The sequence below is a fragment of the Pseudomonas sp. MWU12-2037 genome (assembly GCF_023242345.1).
In the GTDB taxonomy this organism is placed as follows: Bacteria; Pseudomonadota; Gammaproteobacteria; order Pseudomonadales; family Pseudomonadaceae; genus Aquipseudomonas; species Aquipseudomonas gingeri_D.
The window spans coordinates 126,130-150,129 of the sequence record NZ_JALLIZ010000004.1; the positions used below are offsets into that span (position 1 = coordinate 126,130).

7 protein-coding genes are annotated in these 24,000 nt (G+C 64.7%); 5 read left to right on the top strand and 2 right to left on the bottom strand.

Going from position 1 to position 24,000, the window contains the following annotated elements:
• The first annotated feature begins 79 nt into the window (after positions 1-79).
• The 5 genes from pvdM (at position 80) to M5B42_RS08800 (ending at position 8,237) form a co-directional block, all read left to right on the top strand.
• Positions 80-1,447 carry a pyoverdine-tailoring dipeptidase-like protein PvdM gene (pvdM, locus tag M5B42_RS08780; RefSeq protein ID WP_103498086.1) on the top strand — a complete coding sequence of 456 codons (1,368 nt, stop codon included), beginning with the start codon at positions 80-82 and terminating at the stop codon, positions 1,445-1,447.
• Positions 1,448-1,454: 7 nt separating this feature from the next.
• On the top strand, positions 1,455-2,744 hold the full coding sequence (locus M5B42_RS08785; RefSeq protein WP_248745574.1) for an aminotransferase class V-fold PLP-dependent enzyme: 1,290 nt from the start codon (positions 1,455-1,457) through the stop codon (positions 2,742-2,744).
• A 45-nt stretch (positions 2,745-2,789) separates the two neighbouring features.
• A complete protein-coding gene (locus M5B42_RS08790; protein ID WP_248745575.1) occupies positions 2,790-3,689 on the top strand; it encodes a formylglycine-generating enzyme family protein in 900 nt (299 codons plus the stop codon).
• 198 nt (positions 3,690-3,887) lie between these two features.
• Positions 3,888-5,567, top strand: a complete 1,680-nt coding sequence (locus M5B42_RS08795; RefSeq protein WP_248745576.1) for a cyclic peptide export ABC transporter — start codon at positions 3,888-3,890, stop codon at positions 5,565-5,567.
• A 231-nt stretch (positions 5,568-5,798) separates the two neighbouring features.
• A complete protein-coding gene (locus M5B42_RS08800; RefSeq protein WP_248745577.1) occupies positions 5,799-8,237 on the top strand; it encodes a TonB-dependent receptor in 2,439 nt (812 codons plus the stop codon).
• Between the two features lie 266 nt (positions 8,238-8,503).
• Here the strand turns inward: M5B42_RS08800 and M5B42_RS08805 are convergent, their stop codons facing one another.
• Entirely contained in the window at positions 8,504-17,272 is an 8,769-nt protein-coding gene (locus M5B42_RS08805; RefSeq protein ID WP_248745578.1) for a non-ribosomal peptide synthetase, read from the bottom strand.
• A 1-nt stretch (position 17,273) separates the two neighbouring features.
• Positions 17,274-23,990 carry a non-ribosomal peptide synthetase gene (locus tag M5B42_RS08810; RefSeq protein WP_248745579.1) on the bottom strand — a complete coding sequence of 2,239 codons (6,717 nt, stop codon included), beginning with the start codon at positions 23,988-23,990 and terminating at the stop codon, positions 17,274-17,276.
• Positions 23,991-24,000 lie beyond the last annotated feature (10 nt).

The window sequence follows — 24,000 nt, forward strand, 5'->3', positions numbered from 1 at the left end:
CGGGCGCGGCGCCTAAATCAGAACGAACGCCATCCGTTCTTCCCAGATAGCAACATCGGCAAACCACAATGAGATGGCAATGATAAAACCGCGTTCGAAAAAGGCGCTCTACATCGGCCTGCCCCTGGCCCTGGGGCTCTGCGCCGCCGCAGCCTGGCTGACCTGGGACCTGTGGCCCAACCCCGGTTACTCGCTGAAGATCATGAAGCAGGCCGACGAGCTTCAGGACCGGATCATCAGCTTCGACAGCCATATCACCGTGCCCCTGACCTTCGGCACCGAAGGCCGCGAAGCCGACAAGGATGGCAGCGGCCAGTTCGACCTGGCCAAGACCGGCCGCGGACGGCTGTCCGCCGCCGCGCTGACGGTGTTCGGCTGGCCGGAAATCTGGAACGGCCCGAATGCCCCGCACCGTCCCACCGCCGGCTTTGTCGAGGAGGCGCGCAAACAGCAGGAGGTGCGCTACCAGATCATCAGCGGCCTGGTCCGTGACTTCCCCAACCGCGTCGGCATCGCCTACAGCCCCGACGATATGCGGCGCCTGCACGGCGAAGGCAAGTTCGCGATCTTCATCAGCATGCTCAACGCCTATCCCCTCGGTCACGACCTCGACCGCCTGGACCTGTGGGCCGCCCGGGGCATGCGCATGTTCGGCTTCAGCTACGTGGGCAACAACGACTGGGCCGACTCTTCGCGCCCGTTGCCGTTCCTCAACGACACCCCGGATGCCCTCGACGGCCTCTCCGAGATCGGCCAGCAGGCCGTGCATCGTCTCAACGACCTGGGGGTGATCATCGATGTCTCGCAGATGTCGACCAAGGCCCTGGAACAGGTCAGCCAGTTGAGCCGCACACCGATGGTTGCCTCGCACTCGGCGCCCCGCGCCCTGGTGGATATCCCGCGCAACCTCAGCGACAAGGAAATGCAGTTGATCAAGAACAGCGGCGGCGTGGTCCAGATCGTCGCGTTCCCGGCCTATCTGCGCCCGCTGAGCCAGCGCACCCAGGACAAGCTCAACACCTTGCGCAAACGTTTCGACCTGCCGCCCCTGCCCAACCTGGCCATGGCCCTGATGCCCGGCGACCCGATCATCACCGTCTGGCCGGAACAACGCTTCGGCCAATACGCCAGCGCCCTCTACGCCATTCTCGACGAGGAACCCAAGGCCGACCTCAAGGACTTCGGCAACGCCATCGACTATGCGGTGAAGAAGATCGGCATCGATCACGTCGGCATCAGTTCCGACTTCAACGACGGCGGCGGCATCGACGGCTTCAAGGATGTCAGCGAGGCACGCAACGTCACCGCCGAACTGCTCGATCGCGGTTACTCCGAAGCCGATATCGCCAAGCTCTGGGGCGGCAACTTCCTGCGGGTCTGGGACCAGGTGCAGAAAGCCGCCCGCCCCGGCACCACGTCACCCACCGCCACGCTCTCGCGCCAGTGAATTGCCCATGACCGATCGTAGAACCTTTCTCAAGCAGGCCGGCGTACTCGCCGCCGGCCTGCCCCTCGGTGCCAGCCTGAATGCGCTGGCCGCCAGCCCGGTCACAGCCGAGAACCCGGCATTGTCCACGGACAAGTGGGCCGGGTTGCGCCAGTTGTTCGACCAGGACCCCGACTACCTGCACTTCTCCAACTTCCTGGTGACCTCCCACCCTCGCCCCGTGCGCGAGGCCATCGAGCAGCACCGCGCCGCCATCGACCGCAACCCGGGGCTGGCCATGGACTGGGACCTGCAGGAAACCTGGAAACGCGAAGCCCAGGTCCGCCTGTGGGCCGGCCGCTACCTCAAGGCCGAGCCCGGGCAGATCGCCCTGACCGGCAGCACCACCGAGGGCCTGGCGATGATCTACGGCGGCATCCATGTGCGCCCCGACCAGGAAATCCTCACCACCGAACACGAACATTATTCGACCCGCAATCTCTTGCGCCTGCGCAGCGAGCGCGAAGGTACCCGGGTCCGCAAGATCAGCCTGTTCAAGGACCCGGCGCTGGTTTCGGCCGACGAGGTGATCGGCAATATCGACCGCGCGATCAAACCCGAGACCCGGGTGCTCGGCATGACCTGGGTGCAATCGGGCAGCGGGGTGAAACTGCCGATCGGCCAGATCGGCCAGTTGGTCGCCGAACACAATCGCCAGCGCGACGACAAGGACCGGATCCTCTACGTGGTCGACGGCGTGCACGGCTTTGGCGTGGATAACCTCGACTTCCCGGACATGCACTGCGACTTCTTTATCGCCGGCACCCACAAGTGGATGTTCGGCCCCCGCGGCACCGGCATTGTCTGCGCCCGCTCGCAACAGGTCAGGGACGTCAGCCCACTGCTGCCGACCTTCTCCGAAGACACCAACTTCGCCACCTCCATGAGCCCCGGCGGCTACCACGCCTTCGAGCATCGCTGGGCGCTGGACAAGGCCTTCGAACTGCACCTGCAACTGGGCAAGGCCGAGGTCCAGGCGCGTATCCAGCAGTTGAACAGCCTGATCAAGCAACGCCTGCAAGCCGACCCACGGATCGAACTGGTCACGCCGATCAACCCCGAACTGTCCGCCGGCTTCAGCTTCTTCCGGGTCAAGGGCCAGGACAGCGACAAGGTCGCCGCCTACCTGATGCGCAACAAGGTGGTGGTCGATGCGGTGGATCGCGATGTCGGGCCGGTCGTAAGGACCGCGCCAGGCCTGCTCAACAACGAGGCCGAGATCGACCGTTTCATGGCCCTGCTGGGCAAACAGTTATGACCGCCAGCGCTTTCCGATTTCCATTCCTTGCCTGCGAGAACTTTCATGAAATTCCACCTGCTTGTTTCCCGGTCTCGCGTCGGCCTCTGGCCCGCACTGATCCTCAGCGCCCTGCTCGGCGCCTGGCTGCCGAACGCAGCCCTGGCCGCCAACCCGCCACTGCCGGGCAAGGTGTTCAAGGACTGCAAGGATTGCCCGGAGATGGTCGTGCTGCCCGCCGGCACCTTCACCATGGGCACCCCCGAGGACGAAGTCGGACGTGAAGCTGATGAAGGTCCGATGCACCCGGTAACCTTCAAGAGGGCCTTCGCCGTCAGCCGCTTCCAGGTACTCAGCGGTGAGTGGAAGGCCTACATCCGTGACACCGGCTACAAGATGCCGGACGGCGATACCCGCCCCGGCCGCGAGTGCCTGGCCGGCCAGCCGCGCTACCCCCAGGGCGACCGGCAACCGGCGGTGTGCATGGACGCCCACGAAGCCCAGGCCTATGCCGACTGGCTGTCGAAAAAGACCGGAAAAAAATACCATTTGCTCAGCGAGTCGCAGCGCGAATACGCGGTACGTGGCGGCACCAGTGGCTCGTTCCCCTTCCCGTTCGACAAGGACAAGGGCTACAGCATTGCCGAGCACGCCAACACCTACGGCCCGGCGGACGGTTTCAGCTACACCTCGCCGGGCGGCAGCTTCCCGCCGAACGCCTATGGCGTGTATGACGGCCACGGCAATGTCTACGAATGGACGGCCGATTGCTACGTCGACAGCTATGTCGGCGCGCCCGCCGACGGCAGCCCGCGCCTGGACAGCAAGGAATGCGAGGACCGCCGGGTGATTCGTGGCAACGACTGGAGCGAAGCGCCGGTGTTCTCGCGCTCGGGCAATCGCAATGAACGCAGCGCCATTACCCGTGGCGACTGGCTGGGCTTCCGGGTCGCCCGCGAGCTCTGAGCCCCACCTGTAGGAGCCGGCTTGCTGGCGATGCGATCTGACAGTCGACATCACCATCGCCTGGGAAATCGCTATCGCCAGCAAGCCGGCTCCTACAGGGACCGTAGCGCCCTAAATCCCGGCCCCATCGACTCGTCTACAGAGTTCAAGGCGCCTTCCGGGGCGCCCGCTTCTACAGCCCCTTCACGAGTAGCCCCCATGCCTGCCCCAGCCCCAAGTCTCGCCCGGGAAACCTTCAGGATCCTCAAGCCGTTCTGGCTGCTGGTCGTACTTTCGGCCGTATTGGGGATCGTCAGCGGCCTCAGCGTCACCGGCTTGCTGGCCACCGTCAACAACGCCATGAACGCCGCCGCCGGGCCCGACAGCCACACCGCCCTGCTGTTCGGCGGCCTGTGCCTGCTGACCCTGGCCTGCTCCACCCTGTCCAACCTGCTGACCAACTATGTCGGCCAACAGGTGGTCGCGCGCCTGCGCCGCGAACTGGCCGCCCAGGTGCTGGTGGCGCCCATCGAGCAACTCGAACGCTACCGCGCCCACCGGCTGATTCCGGTACTGCTGGGGGACGTCAGCACCCTGAGCACCTTCGCCCTGTCGGTGGCGCCGATGGTGATCGCCTTTACCGTGACCCTGGGCTGCCTGTCCTACCTGGCGATGCTCTCCTGGCAGATCCTGCTGCTGACCGTGGTCACCGTGATCATCGGCTCCGGCGCCCAATGGCTGGCGCACCGCTACGGCATGCGCAGCATCCTCAGCGCCCGCGACGGCGAAGACGAATTGCAGAAGCACTACCAGGCGATCTCGGCCGGGGCCAAGGAACTGCGGATCCAGCGCAAGCGCCGCCAGCATATGCACGATGAACAGATCCACGGCACCACCGAGCGGATCTGCCGGGCCAACATCCGTGCGGCGAATATCTTCGTCAGCGCGGAAACCTTCGGCTCGATGCTGTTTTTCGCCGTGATCGGTATCGCCATCACCTTCCAGGCCCTCTGGCCCGGGACTGACCGCACCGTGCTGGGTGGCTTCGTGCTGGTCATGCTGTATATGAAAGGTCCGTTGGAACGCCTGATCAACACCCTGCCGATCATCAGCCGCGCGGAAATCGCCTTGCGCCGGATCGCCGAGCTGTCCTGGCAGTTCTCTTCGCCGGAACCGCACCTGCTGATCCAGGACCGCCAGGCCGCCCCGGCGCCGCTGCAGAGCATCGAACTGCATCAGTTGCGTTATGACTACCCCCAGGTGGAAGGCAGCCAGGCCTTCCACCTGGGGCCGGTGAACCTGACCATCAAACAGGGCGAGATCCTCTTTATCGTCGGCGAGAACGGTTGCGGCAAGACCACCCTGATCAAGCTGCTGCTGGGGCTGTACAGCCCGCAACAGGGCGAGGTGCGCCTCAACGGCCAGGCGGTGACCGCCGAGGGCCTGGATGATTACCGGCAGTTGTTCACCACCATCTTTGCCGACTACTACCTGTTCGACGAAGTGCTCCAGGGCGACGACCTGCTACCCCCGGAATCGATCAAGTACCTGGAACGCCTGGACATCGCCCACAAGGTCAGCATCCGCGACGGACGCTTCACCACCACCGACCTGTCCACCGGCCAGCGCAAGCGCCTGGCGCTGATCAATGCCTGGCTGGACCAGCGTCCGGTGCTGGTGTTCGACGAATGGGCCGCCGACCAGGACCCGGCCTTCCGCCGGGTGTTCTACACCGAACTGCTGCCCGAGCTGCGCCAGCAGGGCAAGACGATCATCGTGATTTCCCACGACGACCGTTATTTCCCGGTGGCCGACCAACTGGTGCGGATGCAGGCCGGACAGATCAAGGTCGAGCGTCGCGAGGAACAGCACGCCTTCACTGAAAACGCCTTCTCGTAACACCCACACCCCGTGTAGGAGCCAGCTTGCTGGCGATGGCGACCTTGAGAGCGATGTAAGGCTTGAGGGCCAATCGCCAGCAAGCCGGCCCCTACACATAGAGACCGCAGCGCCCTCCCGTCACCATTTTTTTCACTTTTCTTTTCCGTCTTTGTCGCCCTCGTACGTCTTTATTTCAAATGCAAAAAATTCTCACTCGCTTTTCCAGCAATTTTGACAAGAGCAGACACAATGCCAAAACAACACCGCCTCACACCCTTGAGCAAAGCGTTGCTGGTTCGCCAGCTGTTCTGCTCGCCACCTTCGCTGGCCGTCATGGGGATGGCGCTGGCACTGCCCCTGGCGGCACAGGTCCAGGCCCAGGAGTTCGAATTCAACATCGGCGCCCAACCGTTGGGCAGCGCCCTGCAGGAACTGGGGCGCCAGGGCAATATCCAGATTCTGTACAACCCGGAGCGGGTCCAGGGTCTTCACGGTGCGCCGGTCAAAGGCGTGTTTACGCCCGGCCAGGCCGCCAGTGAGTTACTGAAGAACACCGGCGTCGACTACAACCTGCAGGGCGACACCCTGACCCTGAGCGATACCGCCGCCAAGGGCTCGGGCCTGACCCTGGCCGCCACCAACATCAGCGGCCAGGCCCTGGGCAGCAACACCGACGGCACCGGCTCCTACACCACCGGCGCGGTAACCATCGGCAAGACCGCCCAGACCCTGCGCGAAACCCCGCAGTCGGTCACCGTGGTGACCCGCCAGCAGATGGACGACAAGAACCTCACTTCCCTTGAACAGGTGATGGACCAGGCCACCGGCATTACCTTGCAGAGCCGTAACTTCGGTGACAACCAGTACAACTCTCGGGGTTTTGAGCTGGGGGCCGACGCCTACATGATCGACGGCGTGCCCGGCCTGACCTACAGCCCTACCGGCTGGATCACCCCAGACACCGCGGTGTTTGACCGAGTGGAAATCCTCCGTGGCGCAGCCGGCCTGCTGGTGGGCAACGGCAACCCCGGCGGCGCGGTGAACCTGGTGCGCAAGCGGCCGAGTGCCGACCCGCACTACTCCATCACCACCCGCATCGGCTCCAACGACTTCTATCGCATGGACCTGGACGCCACCGGGCGCCTCAACGACTCGGGCTCGGTACGCGGGCGCATGGTGGTCGCCAACGAGAACCGGCACTACTTTTATGACTCAGCCAGCAGCCGCAAGCCGGTGTTCTATGGCATCGTCGAGGCCGACCTGAACGACGACACCACCCTGTCCGTAGGCCTGCGTAACCAGACCAGCGTGACCAATGGCTACTCGATCTTCGGTTTGCCGCGCTACAGCAATGGCCAGCCACTGGGGATATCCCGCGCTACGTCGCTGTCCCAGAACTGGAACCGTCATGAAAACCAGCAGACCGAAGTCTTCGCCGAGCTGGAACACCGCTTCAACGACGACTGGAAGAGCAAGACCTCGGTTACCCGCAGCCAGGGAGCCTACGATCAACAGGTAGCCCTGCCACGCGGCAGCATCGATCCGGTCACAGGCACAGGATCAAAACTGTATGACGCGCTGTTCCGCCAGGACTCGGTGGTCAGCACGGGGCTGGACAGCAACCTCTCCGGTAACTTCAATGCCTTTGGCCTGGAGCACTCGGTGATGGTGGGGGCCAATTGGTCGGACCAAAAGCTGCGCAGCAAGGAAACCAACATAGACCTGAACACCCCTATCAATGTGTTCGACCCCGACCACAACGCTGTTGCCGAGCCCCTGCGCACCGCCTGGGACAAGATCACCGACGACGATACCCGTCGCTACGGCGTCTACGGCAATACCCGCCTGCATCTGACCGAAGATCTAAGCCTGGTGCTGGGTGGGCGACTATCCTGGTACCAGTACCAGACCAAGAACGCGTATACCGGTAGCAAGCAATCGAACCGCCAGGACCATCAGTTCACACCCTTTGCCGGCCTGATCTACGACTTCAACAATCAGTGGTCGTGGTATGCCAGCTACGCGGATATTTTCCTGCCACAAAGCCAGTATCAAACCTCCAGCGGCAAGCTGCTGGACCCGGCCATCGGTACCAACTACGAAACCGGCATCAAGGGCGAACTGTACGACGGACGCCTGAACGTCTCGGCGGCAGTGTTCTATATCAAGCAGAAAAACGTCGCGACAGTGGATCCGGATGAAAACGCTTTCTGTTCGAATGACCCGAGTGGCTACTGCTACCTCGGCGGTTCAATCCAACGCAGCAAGGGTTACGAACTGGAGGCCAGCGGGGAAGTGCTGCCGGGCTGGCAGGTGGCTGGCGGTTATACCTTCAACGTCACCAATACGAGCACTGGTGGCCCGACCGACTACCAGACGCCCAAGCACATGCTGCGGGCCTCGACCACTTACAACCTGCAAGGCGACTGGAGCCACCTGACCGTGGGCGGCGGGGTCTCGGCACAGAGCGGCTACTCGACGAATGATTTTGGTCCGAACATATCCAACAGCGGACGTGCGGTGTGGGATGCGCTGGCATCGTACAAGATCGACAAGAACTGGAAGGTCGGGCTGGACGTGAAGAACGTCTTCGACAAGGCCTACTATAAGTCCCTGGGTGAGCTACGTCGTGGCAACTACTACGGCGATCCACGCACCTATATGCTGACCGTCCGCGCGGACTTCTGATCCTCGAAGCAACCTGGTGGGTAAACCCACCAGGCGTGCATAAAAAAGCCAAGGGCCCATACCCTTGGCTTTTTTAATGGCTGCAGAAATATCTGTCGCCCCCCATCGGGAACACACCATAAACCTGTAGGAGCCTGGCTTGCCCGCGAAGCTCTTTGCGCCCTCAAGGCCCTCTTCGCTGGCAAGCCAGGCTCCTACAGGTAATCGTGTCGATCCAAATGGCGGGCCAGGATCAGCACCGCCACTACAAGGATCGTGGGCTGGCCTTATTCAGCGGCCAGGCACTCCAGCACTGCATTCAACAACGCCGGACTGAGGATGACGCTGTCATGAGTCTCCTCCAGCACCCGCGACCCCGCCAGGCCATTGACCGAACATTCACGCAGCAACCGCGCCTCGGCCTCATGTATCCGCGCGGCACTGCGGCTGCCCGTCGCCCACCAGCAATCGACCTTCACCGCCAGCGGTTTCAGGCTGAAGGCCTCGCTCAACACTGCATTGGCATGCAGCAGGCGATACCCGGTCTCGATCTCGTCCTGCAACGCGATATCGCGGTGGATCTCGCGCAAGCGCTCGACACTCACCCCGCCTACCTCGGCCACCTGCTCGATCACCCACTCGACCACTGCTTGTTCATCACTCAAGCTCGCCCGCGCCTGTTCCAGGAAGCCCAGCACCGTCGCTTCATCGACCCCAGGCACAAAAGCCAGCAGGCTGCTCAACAACGGCCCATACAACCCAGGCTCCTCGACTTGCGCATCAGCCCGCACTTCAGGCTCGGCAGGGTGCTCCTCGCCCCCCTGGGGCATCAGCGAATCCACCAGCCCGACAAAACCCACCCGCTCACCCGCCTGCTCAAGACGATGGGCCACCTCGACGGCCAACGCCCCACCCAATGACCAGCCCAACAGGTTGTAAGGCCCGTGCGGCTGGGTGGCGCGGATCTGCTCCAGGTAGTAGGCCACCATGCCATCCCAGGACTCATCGAACCAGCCCGGCACCACATAACTCCTGTTCACCAGCCCATAGACCCGGCGCTGATTGCCCAGCGTCCCGGCCAACGGGTAGTAGGCGTAGGCCCCACCACCACCGGGCGGCAGGCAGAACAGCGGACTCCGGTCATTGCGGCAGGCGTTCATGGCAATCACCGGCGACTTGACCCGCGCCTCCCCTTCCAGCAGGAAATCCGCCAGCGCTTCCAGGTTCGGCAGCAACAGGAAATCATGCAACTTGATCGTCACATCAAACGCCTCACGCAGGCGTCCGACCAGGGCGATCACCAGCAGCGAGTGACCGCCACGCTCGAAGAAGTTGTCATCCAGCCCGACCCGCTCGACCTCCAGCACCTGCGCCCAGATAGCCGCCAGGCGCTGCTCCAGTTCGGTACGCGGGGCCCGGTAGCCCGGCCCCGAGGCATTCACATCCGGCGCCGGCAACGCCCGGCGATCCAGCTTGCCGTTCGGGCTCAGCGGCATGCCTTCCAGCAGCACCAGATGGGCCGGCACCATATGCTCCGGCAATTGCGCCTTGAGATGGACCTTGAGCGCATCACGCAACGGGCCTTGCGCCACAGCTCCGGCATCAACCAGATCGCGCTCGACCGGCACCAGGTACGCCACCAACTGCTTGCCCAGCGGCCCGTCGATATCGATGACGTTGGCCTCGCGTACACCCGGATGCTCCTGCAACCGGGCCTCGATCTCACCCAGCTCCACGCGCAAACCGCGAATCTTGATCTGATGATCGAGACGCCCGGCGTACTCGATCACCCCCTCGTCACGATAACGGGCCAGGTCGCCGGTGCGATACAAACGGCCACCGTGCTCATCGAACGGGTCCGGGACAAAGCGCTCGGCGGTCAGCGCCGGACGTCGGTGATAACCACGGGCCAGACCGACGCCACCGAGGTACAACTCACCGGCGGCACTGAACGCGGCCGGCAGCAGGCCGTTGTCCAGCACATGGCCCTTGAGGTTGTCGATCGGTCGGCCAATCGGCACGCTCAGCTTGTCATCCGCCGTGCAGGTCCAGTGGGTCACGTCGATGGCGGCTTCGGTCGGGCCATAGAGGTTGTACAACGCCGCCTGGGGCAGACGCTTCAGCACCTCCTGGGACAACTCGGCCGGCAGTGCCTCGCCACTGCACACCAGGCGTCGGATGCTGCGGCAGCGCCGCACATCAACCCCGGCCATGAATACCTGCAACATCGACGGCACGAAATGCAGGGTACTGACCTGATAACGCTCGATGCTTTCCATCAGTTGCTGCGGATCGCGATGCTCACCTGGCCTGGCAATGGCCAGGCGGGCGCCGGTCAGCAACGGCCAGAAAAACTCCCAGACCGACACATCGAAGCTGAACGGGGTCTTTTGCAGGACCGTGTCGTGGGCCTTCAGGTCATAGGCCTTCTGCATCCAGGCCAGACGGTTGTACAGCGCCCGATGACTGTTGCCGGCGCCCTTCGGCCGTCCGGTGGAGCCCGAGGTGTAGATCACGTAGGCCAGATGGTCCGGCAAGGTCAGGTTGCGCGGATTTTCCTCGCTGGCGGTAAACGACTCGGGAGCATCCAGGCACAGGCTGCGCACATGGGCCGGGATCGGCAGGGTCTCAAGCAGATGGCGCTGGGTCAGCAGCAGGTCGATGCCGCTGTCCTCGATCATGTAGGCCAGGCGTTCGCGAGGATATTCAGGGTCCAGGGGCACATAGGCGCCACCGGCCTTGAGGATCGCCACCAGGCCGATGACCATCTCCAGGCTGCGCTCGGCGGCGATACCCACCAGCACATCCGGTCCAACCCCTTGCTCGCGCAAGCGATGGGCCAGTTGATTGGCCCGGGCATTGAGCTGGCGATAACTCAACAATTGTCCGTCGAACACCAGCGCCGGCGCCTCCGGCGAGCGTTGTACCTGGGCCTCGATCAGGCTGTGCAGGCACCAGGGTCCCGGATAGTCGGCATGGGTCAGGTTCCACGCGTCCAGCGTCTGCCGCGCCTCGGCGCCAGCGAGCATCGGCAGTTCGCCCAGGCGTTGCCGGGCCGAATCGGCCAGGACCAGCAGCAGGTGTTCGAAATGCCCGGCCAACTGCACCACCGCCGCGTCCGAGAGCTGCTGCCGGGAATAGCGGTAGTCCACCGACATGACCTCGCCCACCTCCACCACCAGGGTCAGCGGATAGTGCGTCTGCTCCCGGCTCTGCAAGCCACTGAAGGACAGTCCGTTGTCAGCGCCCTGCTCCAGGACCTGCGAGGTCGGGTAGTTCTCGAACACCAGCAAGGTGTCGAACAGTGCTTCGCCGCTCCAGCCGGCCCAGCGTTGAATGTCATAGAGCGGGGTGTGTTCGTGCTCGCGCAAGGCCAGGTTGCGCGCTTGCACTTGCTGCACCCAGTCGCCGACCTGTAGCTCCGGCCCCGGACTGCCCAGCACCGGCAGGGTGTTGATAAACAGGCCCAGTTGTTCCTCGACGCCGGGCAGGTCCGCCGGACGCCCGGACACGGTGGCGCCGAAAGTGACACTGCGCTGGCCGGTGTAGCGTTGCAGCAGCAACAGCCAGGCCGCCTGCACCAGGGTGTTGAGGGTAACCCGCTGCTCGCGGGCGAACTCGCCCAGCTGCAGGGTCCGCGCTGTGTCGAGGGTCTGGCGATATTCGCCATAACCCCGGGCCTCGGCCACACCACCGGCCTTGAACGCCTGCACCAGGCGGGTCGGTTCGACGAAGGCGGCCATCTGCTCGGTCCAGAAACGCTGATCGGCGCCGCTGTCCTGGCGTTGCAGCCACTGGATGTAGTCGCGCAGGCGACTGCCGGGCGGCGTCACCACTTGCCCGTTGTAATGTTCCAGTACCTCGCCCAACAGCCGCGCACTGCTCCAGCCATCCAGCAGGATATGGTGGTTGGTGTAGATCAGGTGGTGATGCTGTTCGGCGGTGCGCAATACCGTCAGGCGCAACAGCGGGTCGCAGGCCAGGTCGAAGCCGCGTTGCAGATCCACTTCGGCCAGCTCGGCCAACAACGCGTCAAGGCCGTCGCGGCCACGCAGATCCTGCTCGACAAACGCCAGGGCCTCGGTTTTGCGAATCACCTGCAGCGGTTGTCCGCTGCCTTCGGCAAAGCGCGCCCGCAGCGCCTCGTGACGGTCGATGGCGGCCTGCCAGGCGGCGTGGAAACGCGGCACATCGAGCCCCGTCACATCGACCCGCATCTGGTTCAGATAGTTGCCCGAGGCCGGTGCCGACAGGCTGTGGAACAGCATGCCCTGCTGCATCGGCGACAGCGGGTAGACGTCCTCGATGTCCCGCGCCGCCACCGGCAGACGATCCAGTTGGGCCTGGTTCAGGCCCGCCAGCGGGAAGTCCGACGGGGTCACGCCGTGGTGCTCATCGCGGACACAGTGCGCGATCACCTCGGCCAACGCCTGCTCGTACGCCACCGCCAGGCCCTCGATGGTTTCGCCGCGATAGACCTCGCCACTGAAGCTCCAGTCCAGTTGCAACTGGCCGTCGTAGACCTGGCCATTGAGGCTCAGCCAGTTACCCAGCGGTGCCTCTTCACTCTGACTCGCACCGCTGTCATCGGCGCTCGGGATCAACAGCGCGCGCTCGCCAGGAGCGGCGTCGGTATCGAACTGCCCCAGGTAGTTGAAGGTCACCCGGGCTTCGGGCAACGCCTGCAAAGCCGCGACGGTTTCGGCATCGCCGAGATAACGCAGAATGCCGTAGCCGATGCCCTTGTTCGGCACCGCGCGCAATTGTTCCTTGATGCCGCGCAGACTCGCGCCCGGCTCGCCCTCGGGCGTGAGCCGCAGCGGAAACAGGCTGCTGAACCAACCCACGGTGCGGCTCAGGTCAAGGTCCTCGAACAGGTCCTCGCGACCGTGACCTTCCAACTGGATCAGTGCCGAGGCCTGCCCGCTCCAGGTGCACAGCACCTGGGCCAGGGCGGTCAGCAGCAGGTCGTTGACCTGGGTGCGATAGGCCGCCGGGGCCACTTTCAAGAGTTGTTGGGTGAGGTCTTTGCTCAGGCACGAACGGGCATAACGAACCTGGCGCCGGGTATTGGCCCCCAGCGGATTATCCCGGGGCAACTCGCCTTCTACATCCCCGAGACTCTGCAACCAGTAGTCGCGTTCGGCCTTGAGCAGCGGGCCATGGGCATAACCTTGCAGGTGCTCGGCCCAAGCCTTGAGCGAACTGCTGCGCGGTGCCAGGACCGGCGAGCGGCCCGCCGCCAAAGCGGTGTAAGCCTGTTGCAGGTCTTCAAACAGCACACGCCAGGACACCCCGTCCACCGCCAGGTGGTGAATCACCAGCAGCAAACGCTGTTGCCCTTGCGGCAGGTTGACCAGCAGTGCCCGCAGCAACGGCCCCTGTTTCAAATCGAGGCTGCGCTGGGCTTCGTCGGCCAGCTCGGTCAGCCGTGCCGGATCGTCGAGTTCGTGCACCCACAACGGATCAATCGCGGGGCCCGCGCGGAAGCTCGCCTGCCAGACGCCGTCCCTCAGCTCGAAGCTCAGGCGCAGGGCCTCGTGCCGTTCGATAAGCATGTGCAAGGCATTGCGCAGATGCGCCGGGTCCAGGGTTGTCGACGGTTCCAGCATCAGCGCCTGGTTCCAGTGCTGACGCTGGGGGATGTCCAATTCGAAAAAGCGCGCCTGGATCGGCAACAGCGGCAGGTTGCCCCGCACCGTCTCGACCACCTCGGCCTTCTTCTCGATCAGCCGGGCCACCGTCGCCAGTTGGCCGATGGTCTGCTTCTCGAACAACTGCCGGGGGCTCAACCTGATGCCCTGGCGCTTGGCCCGGGCGATGATCTGCAGACTGAGGATCGAGTCGCCGCCCAGTTCGAAGAAGTTATCGCTGCTGCCGACCCGCTCCAGCTTGAGCACATCGGCCCAGACCGCCGCGAGTTTCTCTTCGATCTCGCCGACCGGCGCGGTGTAACGTTTGCCGGCGACGCCCGGTTTCGGCAATGCACGCTTGTCGAGCTTGCCGTTGGCGGTCAGCGGCAGGCGTTCGAGGGCGACGATATGCGCCGGCACCAGATACTCCGGCAGTTCGGCCAGCAAGGATTGGCGCAAGGTCTCGACCGCCAGTTCGGTGCCGGAGACAGGCACACAATAGGCGACCAGTTGCAGGCGCGAGGCATCGCTGTCCAGCGGCAAGGCCAGGACCACTGCTTCACGTACACCGTCCAGGCCTTGCAGCACCTGCGCGACTTCGCCGGGCTCGACCCGGTAGCCACGAATCTTCACCTGGTCGTCGGCCCGACCGAGGTATTCCACCCGGCCGTCAATCATCCGCGCCCGGTCACCGGCACGGTACAGGCGCTCGCCGTGCCGGGACTCGGGATCGGGCACAAAACGTTCGGCGGTCATGGCCGCCCGTCCCAGATAACCCTGGGCCAGACCGGCGCCACCGAGGTACAGCTCGCCGGCGACACGTTCCGCCACCGGGTTGAGCCAGGCGTCCAGCACCCGCGCCTGATCGTTGGCCAGGGGCCGCCCCACCGGCACCGTGCGGCAACCCACCAGGCGCTCCCGGACTTCGTGGGTCAGGATGCCCACGGTGGTTTCCGTCGGCCCGTAGTGATTGACGATACGGCACTCCGGCGCCAGGTGCCGGATCTGCTCGATCAGCGCCCAGGGGCTGGCTTCGCCACCGAGGACCAGCAATTGCCGGGGCAGCACATCCGCCGGCCGCGCGGCCTGCAACAGGCCCTGCAAATGGCTCGGGACGATTTTCAGCACATCAACCTGGTGCTTGGCCATATAGGCCGCGAAGCCGTCGGGATCGAAGGCGTGTTCGGCGGCCATCAGGTGCAGTGGGCGACCGGACGCCAGGGCACCGAACAACTGGGTATGACCGAGGTCGGCGGCAATGGTCGAGACCAGCGCCATGCTCGTCCCGGGCGCCAGCTCCAGGCGTTGCAACAACGCCTGCACATAGTTCGCCAAAGCCTGATGGCTGATCAGCACACCCTTGGGCTGCCCGGTGGAACCGGAGGTGTAGATGATATAGGCCGGCTGTTCCGGCAGGACTCGGATCGCCAGGGATTCGGCGCTGCAATCGGCCCATTGTCCGGGGTCATGGGCCAGCACCGGGCAAACACCCAGGCCGGCGGACTTGTTATCGCCCGGCGCATGCATCAGCAGCGTGGCGGCACTGTCCTTGAGCAGTTGCTGCAAACGTTCCCTCGGCTGCGCCGTATCCAGGGGCAGGTAGACCGCACCGGTTTTCAGCACGGCGAGCAACCCGATCACCCACTCGAAGGAACGCTCCTGGCACAGGGCGATCACATCACCGCGACCGATGCCCTGGGCGTGCAGGTAGTGCGCCAGCCGGTTGGAACGGCGCTCCAGTTCGTCGTAGTCGATCGATTGACCGGCAGCGTGTAACGCGGGCTGGCCACGCCCGATCTGCCGACCCTGTTCCCAGAGTGCGAGAAAATCGGTAAAGGGCCATGGCGCGGCCTGGTGCTCGATGGGCTGGGCAGCGCTAACGGGTTGTTCCAGCAACGGTTGTTCAACGGTGCGCACCAATTGCTCCAGTACCTGACGCCAGGACGCGGCCATGCGCTCGATGGTCGCGGCCTCGAACAGATCTGTGGCATAGGTGAAGCTGGCCTCGACGCCCTGTGGAGTGTCGGTGAAATCCAGGGCCAGGTCGAAGCGGGCGTCGACGATATCGATGGCGAAGGCTTCGACGCTCAGGTCCGGGGCCTTGTCTCCAGCGCTGGCAGCAGCCAGCACGTTCTGGTTGATCTTGACCTGGAACAGCGGGTTATGACCGAGGTGGCGCTCCGGAGCCAGGGCTTCCACCAGTTGTTCGAAAGGCAGCTCCTGATGGGACTGGGCGCCGGTCACCACCTGTTTCACCTGTTCCAGCAGTTGCTGGAAGCTGGCGCGTTCGTCCACCTGTACCCGCAGGACCTGGGTGTTGATAAAGAAGCCGATCAGCCCTTCCAGCTCCTCGCGGCTGCGTCCGGCATTCGGCGCGCCGATGCGGATATCGGCCTGGCCGCTGTAGCGCGAAAGCACCACGGCCAGCGCCGCCAGGCTGAGCATGAAGAGGGTCTGGCCGTTCTGCCGGGCCAGGCTCTTGAGTTGTGCCGAGAGGGCCGGCGTCAGGTCGCTGTGGACGATAGCGCCGCGGTAACTCGGTTGCGCCGGACGCTCGTGGTCCAGTGGCAGTTCCAGCAGCGGATGTTCGTCGCCCAGTTGTTCTTTCCAATAAGCCAGTTGGCGCTCGCCCTCGCCGGCTTCGAGCCAGGCCCGTTGCCAGATGGCGAAGTCGGCGTACTGGATCGGCAGCTCCGGCAAGGCCAGACGCGGTCCCTGTAGGAGCTGGCTTGCCGGCGATTGCGATGTTGTATTCACCGCCGTCATCGCCAGCAAGTCGGCTCCTACAGGGTTAGCGGCGCTTTCGAGTTCGCCGAGGTAGAAACGGATGAATTCACGAACCAACACCTCTCCCGACCAACCGTCGGAGATGATGTGGTGCATGCACAGGGTCAGCACGTGTTCGGCTTCGCCCAGGCGGAATAGCCTGACCCGCAGCAACGGCCCTTCCAGCAAGTCGAACGGCGCGCTCAGTTCGGCGGCGACCAACCCCTTGAGGTGCTCCTCGGCACTGTCGGCGACAGTCCCCGAGACGTCAACCCGCACCAGGCTCACCACGGACTGCTCAAGAATCTCCTGATGAAACGCGCCCTCATCCGAGACAAACCGCGTGCGCAGGCTTTCATGCCGCCGCACCAGCCGTTCCAGGGCCCGTCCCAGTGCCGCCTCATCCAGCCCGCCGCTCAAGCGCACGGCCATCGGCACGTTATAGGCGCTGTTGCCCGGCTCCAGTTGCCAGAGAATCAGCATCTGCTGCTGGGCATGGGACAGCGGAATGCGCGGGACCTCGTGACGGGTGACGGCAATCGGCAGCAGCCTGAAGCTCTGCCCGGTGGCCTGCATCTTTTCCAGGATCTGGCGACGCTGGTCCAGGGGCAAGCCGACGAAGCGCCGGGCAATCCGTTGTGCCGTGGTGGTATCCATCTCAAGCCTCCGCCATGTCGTTCATCATGCGTTCAATGTCGGACAGCCCGTCATCGGTCAGGGAAAGGCCAGTGCCTTCAAGTGCCTGTGCAAACTCGTTCAATTGAGGTTTCTCGAAAATCATCCGAAGCGGTATGTCGATCCCCAGGCCCGAATGAATCCGGGAGATCACCTGGGCGGCCAGCAACGAGTGCCCGCCCAGTTCGAAGAAGTTGTCATCCAGGCCGACCCGCTCGACCTGCAGCACCTGCGCCCAGATCGCCGCCAGTTGCTGCTCGCGCTCGCTGCGCGGGGCCACGTAGGTTTGCTGCCAGGCGCTCGTGTCCGGCGTGGGCAGGGCCTTGCGGTCCAGCTTGCCGCCGGGGGTCATCGGCAGGCCGTCGAGCACCACCCAGTGCACCGGGACCATATAGTCCGGCAGGTTGGCCTTGAGATCGTCACGCAGGGCATCACGCAAAAGCTGTGGTGTGTCGTGCAAGGCCGGATCGGCGGGCACCAGATAGGCCGCCAGTTGCTTGCCGGACGGGCCGTCGATGGCCACCACCAGCGCTTCGCGCACCTGCGGATGCTGTTGCAGGCGCGCTTCGATTTCGCCCAGTTCGATACGGAAACCACGGATCTTGACCTGATGGTCGAGGCGCCCGGCGTATTCGATCAGCCCCTTGTCGCGGTAACGGGTCAGGTCGCCGGTACGGTACAGCCGACCACCACCCTGCCCGTCGAACGGATCGGGAATAAAACGCTCGGCCGTCAGCGCCGCGCGGCCGTGATAACCCCGGGCCAGCAAGGCGCCGCCGATCAGCAACTCGCCCGTGGCGCCCTGGACCGCCGGGGTGAAATCGCTGTCGAGGATATACATGCGCCGGCCCCCCAGCGGCCGACCGATCGGCATCGACGCTGGTTTGGGCAGTTCGCCGCGAACATAAGCGTCACACTCCAGGTAACTGGCGGTGATGGTGGTTTCCGTCGGGCCGTAGGTATTGAGCAGGCGCACATGGCCCAGCCCCGCCTGTTTCCACAGTTCGAGGCCTTCCGGTGGCATGGCCTCGCCGGTGGCGCTGACCTGGCGCAGCGGACCGAAATCCCTGGGCGCCTGGCGGCTGAACTCCCGCACCAGCAGGTACCAGTAGGCGGTGCTCAAATCCGCCACGGTGATGCCCGAGCGCAGAACTTCCTGGTGGAAGGTGTTGCTGTCCCAGACCTCGTTGCCGCGTACCACCACCGCTGCTCCGTGACACAGGGCCGGGAACAGCTGTTCGACGAAGCCGTCGAAATTCAGGGTGGAGAACAGCAACACGCGGTCCTCGGGTTGCAGGCGGAAATACTCGATGGCGACGTGGCTATGGGCGCTCAGGGCGGCATGGTCGATGGCCACGCCCTTGGGTTGGCCGGTGGAGCCGGAGGTGTAGATGATGTAGGCCAGGTTGTGCGGCTGCACCTGGCTGGCCGGAGCTTCATCGTCGATCCCCGGCAGCTGGTCTTCGATCTGATCCAGGCACAGCGTGCGTAGCGAAGCCACCACCGGCAACTGCGCCAGCAGATGAGCGTGGCAGAGCAACAACTCGATGCCGCTGTCCTGCATCATGTAGGCCAGGCGCTCGCGGGGGAACTCCGGATCCAGCGGCACATAGGCGCCGCCGGCCTTGAGGATCGCCAGCAGCCCGACCACCATCTCCAGCCCACGATCCACCGCGATGCCCACCGGCACTTCCGGGCCGACGCCGAGCGCCCGCAGCCTGTGGGCCAGGCGGTTGGCCCGGCGCTCCAGCTCGGCATAGGTCAACTGCGCGTCGCCGAAGATCAGCGCCGTGGCCTCGGGAGTCGCCCGGGCCTGGATGGCGATCCGCTCGTGGACACAGGGTGCGTCCGGGTAGACGCCGTCGATACGGCTCCAGCGTTGCAGGATGCACTGGCGCTCTTCGTCGCCGAGCAGCGGCAGGTCGGCAATACGCTGTGTCACCCCCTGTTCGACGACAGCCCGCAGCAGATTGCGCCAGTGCCCGGCCATACGCTCGACCGTAGCGGCATCGAACAGCGCGGTGGCGTAGGTCAGGGCGGCCCGCAGGCCTTCTTCACCTTCGAAGGTGTCCAGCGCCAGGTCGAACTGGGCGCTATGGCCGCCGCTGTCCAGTCCTTCGATCTGCAAGCCCGGCACCTGGCGCACCGCGCCCTTGCGTTCGGTCTGGTGGTTGTAGAGCACCTGGAACAACGGGCTGTGGCTGAGGCTGCGCTCGGGTTGCAGGGCCTGCACCAGATGCTCGAACGGCAGGTCCTGGTGTGCCTGGGCACCCAGCGCCGTCTGCTTGACCTGGGCCAGCAACTGGCCAAAGGTGCTGTGCAGCCCGAACTCGGCCTTGAGCACCTGGGTGTTGACGAAGAAGCCGATCAGGCCCTCGGTTTCCGTGCGGGTGCGGTTGGCGATCGGCACGCCGACGCGGATATCGGCCTGACCCGAGTAGCGATGCAGCAGGGTCTGGAACGAGGCCAGCAGCAGCATGAACAGGGTCACGCCCTGCTCCCGGGCAATCGCCTTGAGCGGCACCAGCAAGGCCGGCTCGAACGCGACCTCGAGGCGCGCACCGGCACTGCTCTGCAACGCCGGGCGCGGCCGGTCGGTGGGCAATTCCAGCACGGGTTGCCGGTCGCCCAGCTGGCCGCGCCAGTAGTCCAGTTGCCGGGTTTCCTCGCCCGCCGCCATCCAGTCGCGCTGCCAGTGGGCATAGTCGGCGTACTGGAACGGCAAGTCCTTGAGCGCGGGCGCATGACCCTGGCTGAAGGCGGCATAGTATTCGATCAACTCGTCGACCATGATCGGCATCGACCAGCCATCCGAAACGATATGGTGCAGGGTCACCACCAGCACATGGCGGGTCTGGCCAAGGCTCAACAAGCAGGCCCGCAGCAACGGCCCGTATTGCAGGTCGAAGGGGGCCTCTACCTCCTGCGCCACCCGGGCCTTGACCCAGCGTTCGGGATCTTCGCCCAAAACCGGGTTGAACTCGTCCAGGGCCAGGGCAAAGACCCCGGCCGGTTGCACCCGCTGCACGCCCTGTCCGTCCAGTTGGCCGAAGGTGGTGCGCAGGCTCTCATGACGGTCGATCAAGGCCTCGAAACTGCGGCGCAAGGCTTCGCGATCCAAGGCCCCTTCCAGTTGCAGGGCCGCCGGGATGTGATAAGCGCTGTTGTCCGGCTCCAGTTGCCAGAGCAGCCACTGGCGTTGCTGGGCATAGGACAGGCGCAGCGGCTGGTCACGGTCGACCAGGCTGAAGGCCGGCGCATTCCGGGCCTGATCCGTTTCGGCACTGTCGGCAAAGCCGCCCAGGTCGGCGGTTTCGAACAGGCTGCGCAGGGACAGTTCCAGACCCAGTTCCTGGCGAGCCCGGGCGATCACCTGGGTCGCCAGCAGCGAGTGGCCGCCCAGTTCGAAGAAGTTGTCCCGCAGGCCGACCTGTTCGACCTTCAGCACCTGGGCCCAGATCGCCGCCAGTTGCTCTTCGATTTCCCGCTGCGGAGCGATGTAAGCCTGCTGCAGCACATGGCGGTCCGACGCGGGCAAGGCCTTGCGGTCGAGCTTGCCGTTGGCGGTCAGCGGCAACGAGTCGAGCAGCACCAGGTGGGTCGGCACCATGTAGTCGGCCAGATGGGCCTTGAGGTAGTCCCGCAGTTCGCCATGCAGGGCCGTTGTCCGGGATTCATCCTGCAACACCGCCGGGTCGGCGGGGACCAGGTAGGCCACCAGTTGGGTGCCGGTCGCGCCTTCCACCGCCAGCACCGCAGCCTCGGCCACCCGTGCGTGGCCTTGCAGGCGCGCTTCGATTTCCCCCAGTTCGATGCGAAAGCCGCGAATCTTCACCTGCTGGTCGCGCCGGCCGATGTATTCGATCGTGCCGTCGGCGCGCAGGCGCGCCAGGTCGCCGCTGCGGTAGAGGCGTCGGCTGCCCTGGGGATCGAACGGATCGGGGACAAAACGCGTGGCCGTCAGGTCCGGCCGCTTCAGGTAACCCCGTGCCAGCCCGGCACCAGCGATATACAGCTCGCCGACGCAGCCCGCTGGCAACAGGTTCAGCCCATCGTCCAGCAGGTACAGGGACAGGTCGCTGATCGGCTTGCCGATGGGGCTGCCGGCGACCTGCTCAAGGTCAGCCAGGGACAGCGGCCGGTAGGTCACGTGCACGGTGGTTTCGGTGATGCCGTACATATTGACCAACTGCGGGGACTGATCGCCGAAGCGCTCGAACCAGGGCCGCAGGCCTTGCACTTCCAGGGCCTCGCCGCCAAACACGACGTAACGCAAGGCCAGCTCGCGCGGTGAATCGACGGCCACCGACAACAGTGACTTGAACGCCGATGGTGTCTGGTTCAGTACCGTCACCCGCTTATCGCAGAGCAGGCGGTGGAAGTCCCGGGGCGAACGGCTGATGTCCTGGGGCACCACCACCAGCTTGCCGCCATGGAGCAAGGCACCGAAGATTTCCCAGACCGAGAAATCGAAGGCGTAGGAGTGAAACAGCGTCCAGACATCATCGGCGCCGAAGCCGAATTCGCCGTCGGTGGCACTGAACAGGCGCAGCACATTGCCATGGGGCAACAGCGCGCCCTTGGGCTTGCCGGTGGAACCCGAGGTGTAGATAACGTAGGCGAGATGATCGGCGCCGGTGACACAGGGCGGATTGTCCCGCGAGCGGTCTTGGGGCAGTTGATCCAGGTCGAGGCACTCGACATCTGCCGGTACTGGCAGGCGCCCCAGCAGGTGCCCTTGCGCCAGGAGCAGCTTGAGGCCGCTGTCCTCGATCATGTAGCGCAGGCGCTCATCCGGGTAGCCGGGGTCCAGCGGCACATAGGCGCCACCGGCCTTGAGTACGGCGACAATCGCCACGAGCATCTCCAGTGAACGCTCGCAGGCCACGCCTACCAGCACATCCGCGCCGACGCCCTGGGCGATCAGGTGATGAGCCCACTGGTTGGCCCGGGCGTTGAGTTCGCCGTAGGTCAGTTGCTGGTCGGCGAACACCACCGCCACCGCGTCCGGACGCAACGCGGCCTGGGCTTCAATCCGCTGTTGCAGACAAACGTCGAGCGGGTATTGGCGGGGTGCCGGGTTGCACTGGGACAGGATTTGTCGCTGCTCGCTTGGCTCCAACAGGGCGATATCAGCGATGCGTTGCTGGGGATTGGCGGTAATCGAACGCAGCAGGTTCAGCCAGTGTCGGGCCAAGCGCTCGACGGTGCTCGCTTCGAACAGGTCGGTGGCGTACTTGAATACGGCCTCGATACCCTGGGGTTGGTCGGTGGTATTGAGCACCAGATCGAACTGCGCCGTTTGGCTTTGCCAGTGCAACGGTTCGATGCGTAATGCCTGGGACGGCGATAGTGGATTCACCGACGCCATCGCCGGCAAGCCGGCTCCTACAGGGGGCGCGGTGTTTTCAGGGTTGGCGGGGGTCTGTAGGAGCCGGCTTGCTGGCGATGACGATGTCACATTCAGCGATGCACCGACAGGATTCACCCGACTGGCCGGAGCCTGCGCCTGGTGATTGAACATCACCTGGAACAACGGGCTGTGGCTCAGACTGCGTCCCGGCTCCAGCGCCTCGACCAGTTGTTCGAACGGCAGGTCCTGATGGGCCTGGGCCTCTTGTGCCGTCTGCCAGACCTGGCGCAACAGCTCGACAAAAGCGTCCTGCCCGTCCACCTCGGCCTTGAGCACCTGGGTGTTGACGAAGAAGCCGATCAGCCGCTCCACCTCGGCCCGCTTGCGGTTGGCCACCGGCACACCGACGCGGATATCGCCCTGCCCGCTGTAGCGATGCAGCAGCGCCTGGAACGATGCCAGCAACAAAGCGAACAGGCTGACCCCTTGTTGTCGGGCCAATGCCTTGAGCCCTTCGCTCAACCCGGGGTCGAGCACCAGGGCCTGACTGGCACCGGCAAAGCTGGGGGACAACGGACGCGGATGATCGACCGGCAACTCCAGCACCGGCTGCTCGCCGCCAAGCTTGCCCAGCCAATACTCCAGTTGCCGCTCCTGCTCACCGGCTTCCATCCAGTGCCGCTGCCACAACGCATAGTCGGCGTACTGGATCGGCAGCGCCGGCAACTGCGGCGTACGGCCCTGACTCAGGTCGGCATACAGCGCCAACAGCTCCTCGGTCATCACCTGCAAGGACCAACCGTCCGACACGATATGGTGCTGGGTCAGCACCAGCACCTGTTCATCGGCCGCCACCCGCAACAGCGCGGCCCGCAACAGCGGGCCACGGGCCAGGTCGAAAGGCGTCTGGCTCTGTGCCTGGACAAAGGCCTGGACCCGCGCCTCACGCTCCGCCGAAGAGGCCGGGTCGAGGGTGTGCAGATCGAGGCTGAAGCGAGCGGCGGACAACACCACCTGCAGCGGTTGCCCGTCGGTCTGGGTGAACACCGTGCGCAGGCTTTCGTGCCGCTCCACCAGGGCCTGGAAACTGCCCTGCAAAGCGTCCACATCGAGCCGGCCCCGTACCCGCAGGGCCGTGGCAATGTTGTAGGCCGAACTCTGCGGCGCCCATTGCCAGAGGAACCACTGGCGCTGTTGGGCGTAGGACAGCAGCAGGGGCTCCTCGGCCGCGCGACGAAACACCGGCGCGACCTCGAACAGATTGATGCCCTTGTGCTTGAGCAGCGCCGCCAAGCCTTTGCGCTGCCTGGACGAGAGTTGCCCCACCGACTCGATTAACCCTTGCACTCGTGCTTCC

Excerpts from the sequence above, each read along its gene's own strand:
- pvdM (WP_103498086.1), top strand. The coding sequence starts at position 80 with ATGATAAAACCGCGTTCGAAAAAGGCGCTCTACATCGGCCTGCCCCTG.
- M5B42_RS08785 (WP_248745574.1), top strand. The coding sequence starts at position 1,455 with ATGACCGATCGTAGAACCTTTCTCAAGCAGGCCGGCGTACTCGCCGCC.
- M5B42_RS08790 (WP_248745575.1), top strand. The coding sequence starts at position 2,790 with ATGAAATTCCACCTGCTTGTTTCCCGGTCTCGCGTCGGCCTCTGGCCC.
- M5B42_RS08795 (WP_248745576.1), top strand. The coding sequence starts at position 3,888 with ATGCCTGCCCCAGCCCCAAGTCTCGCCCGGGAAACCTTCAGGATCCTC.
- M5B42_RS08800 (WP_248745577.1), top strand. The coding sequence starts at position 5,799 with ATGCCAAAACAACACCGCCTCACACCCTTGAGCAAAGCGTTGCTGGTT.
- M5B42_RS08805 (WP_248745578.1), bottom strand. The coding sequence starts at position 17,272 with ATGGATACCACCACGGCACAACGGATTGCCCGGCGCTTCGTCGGCTTG.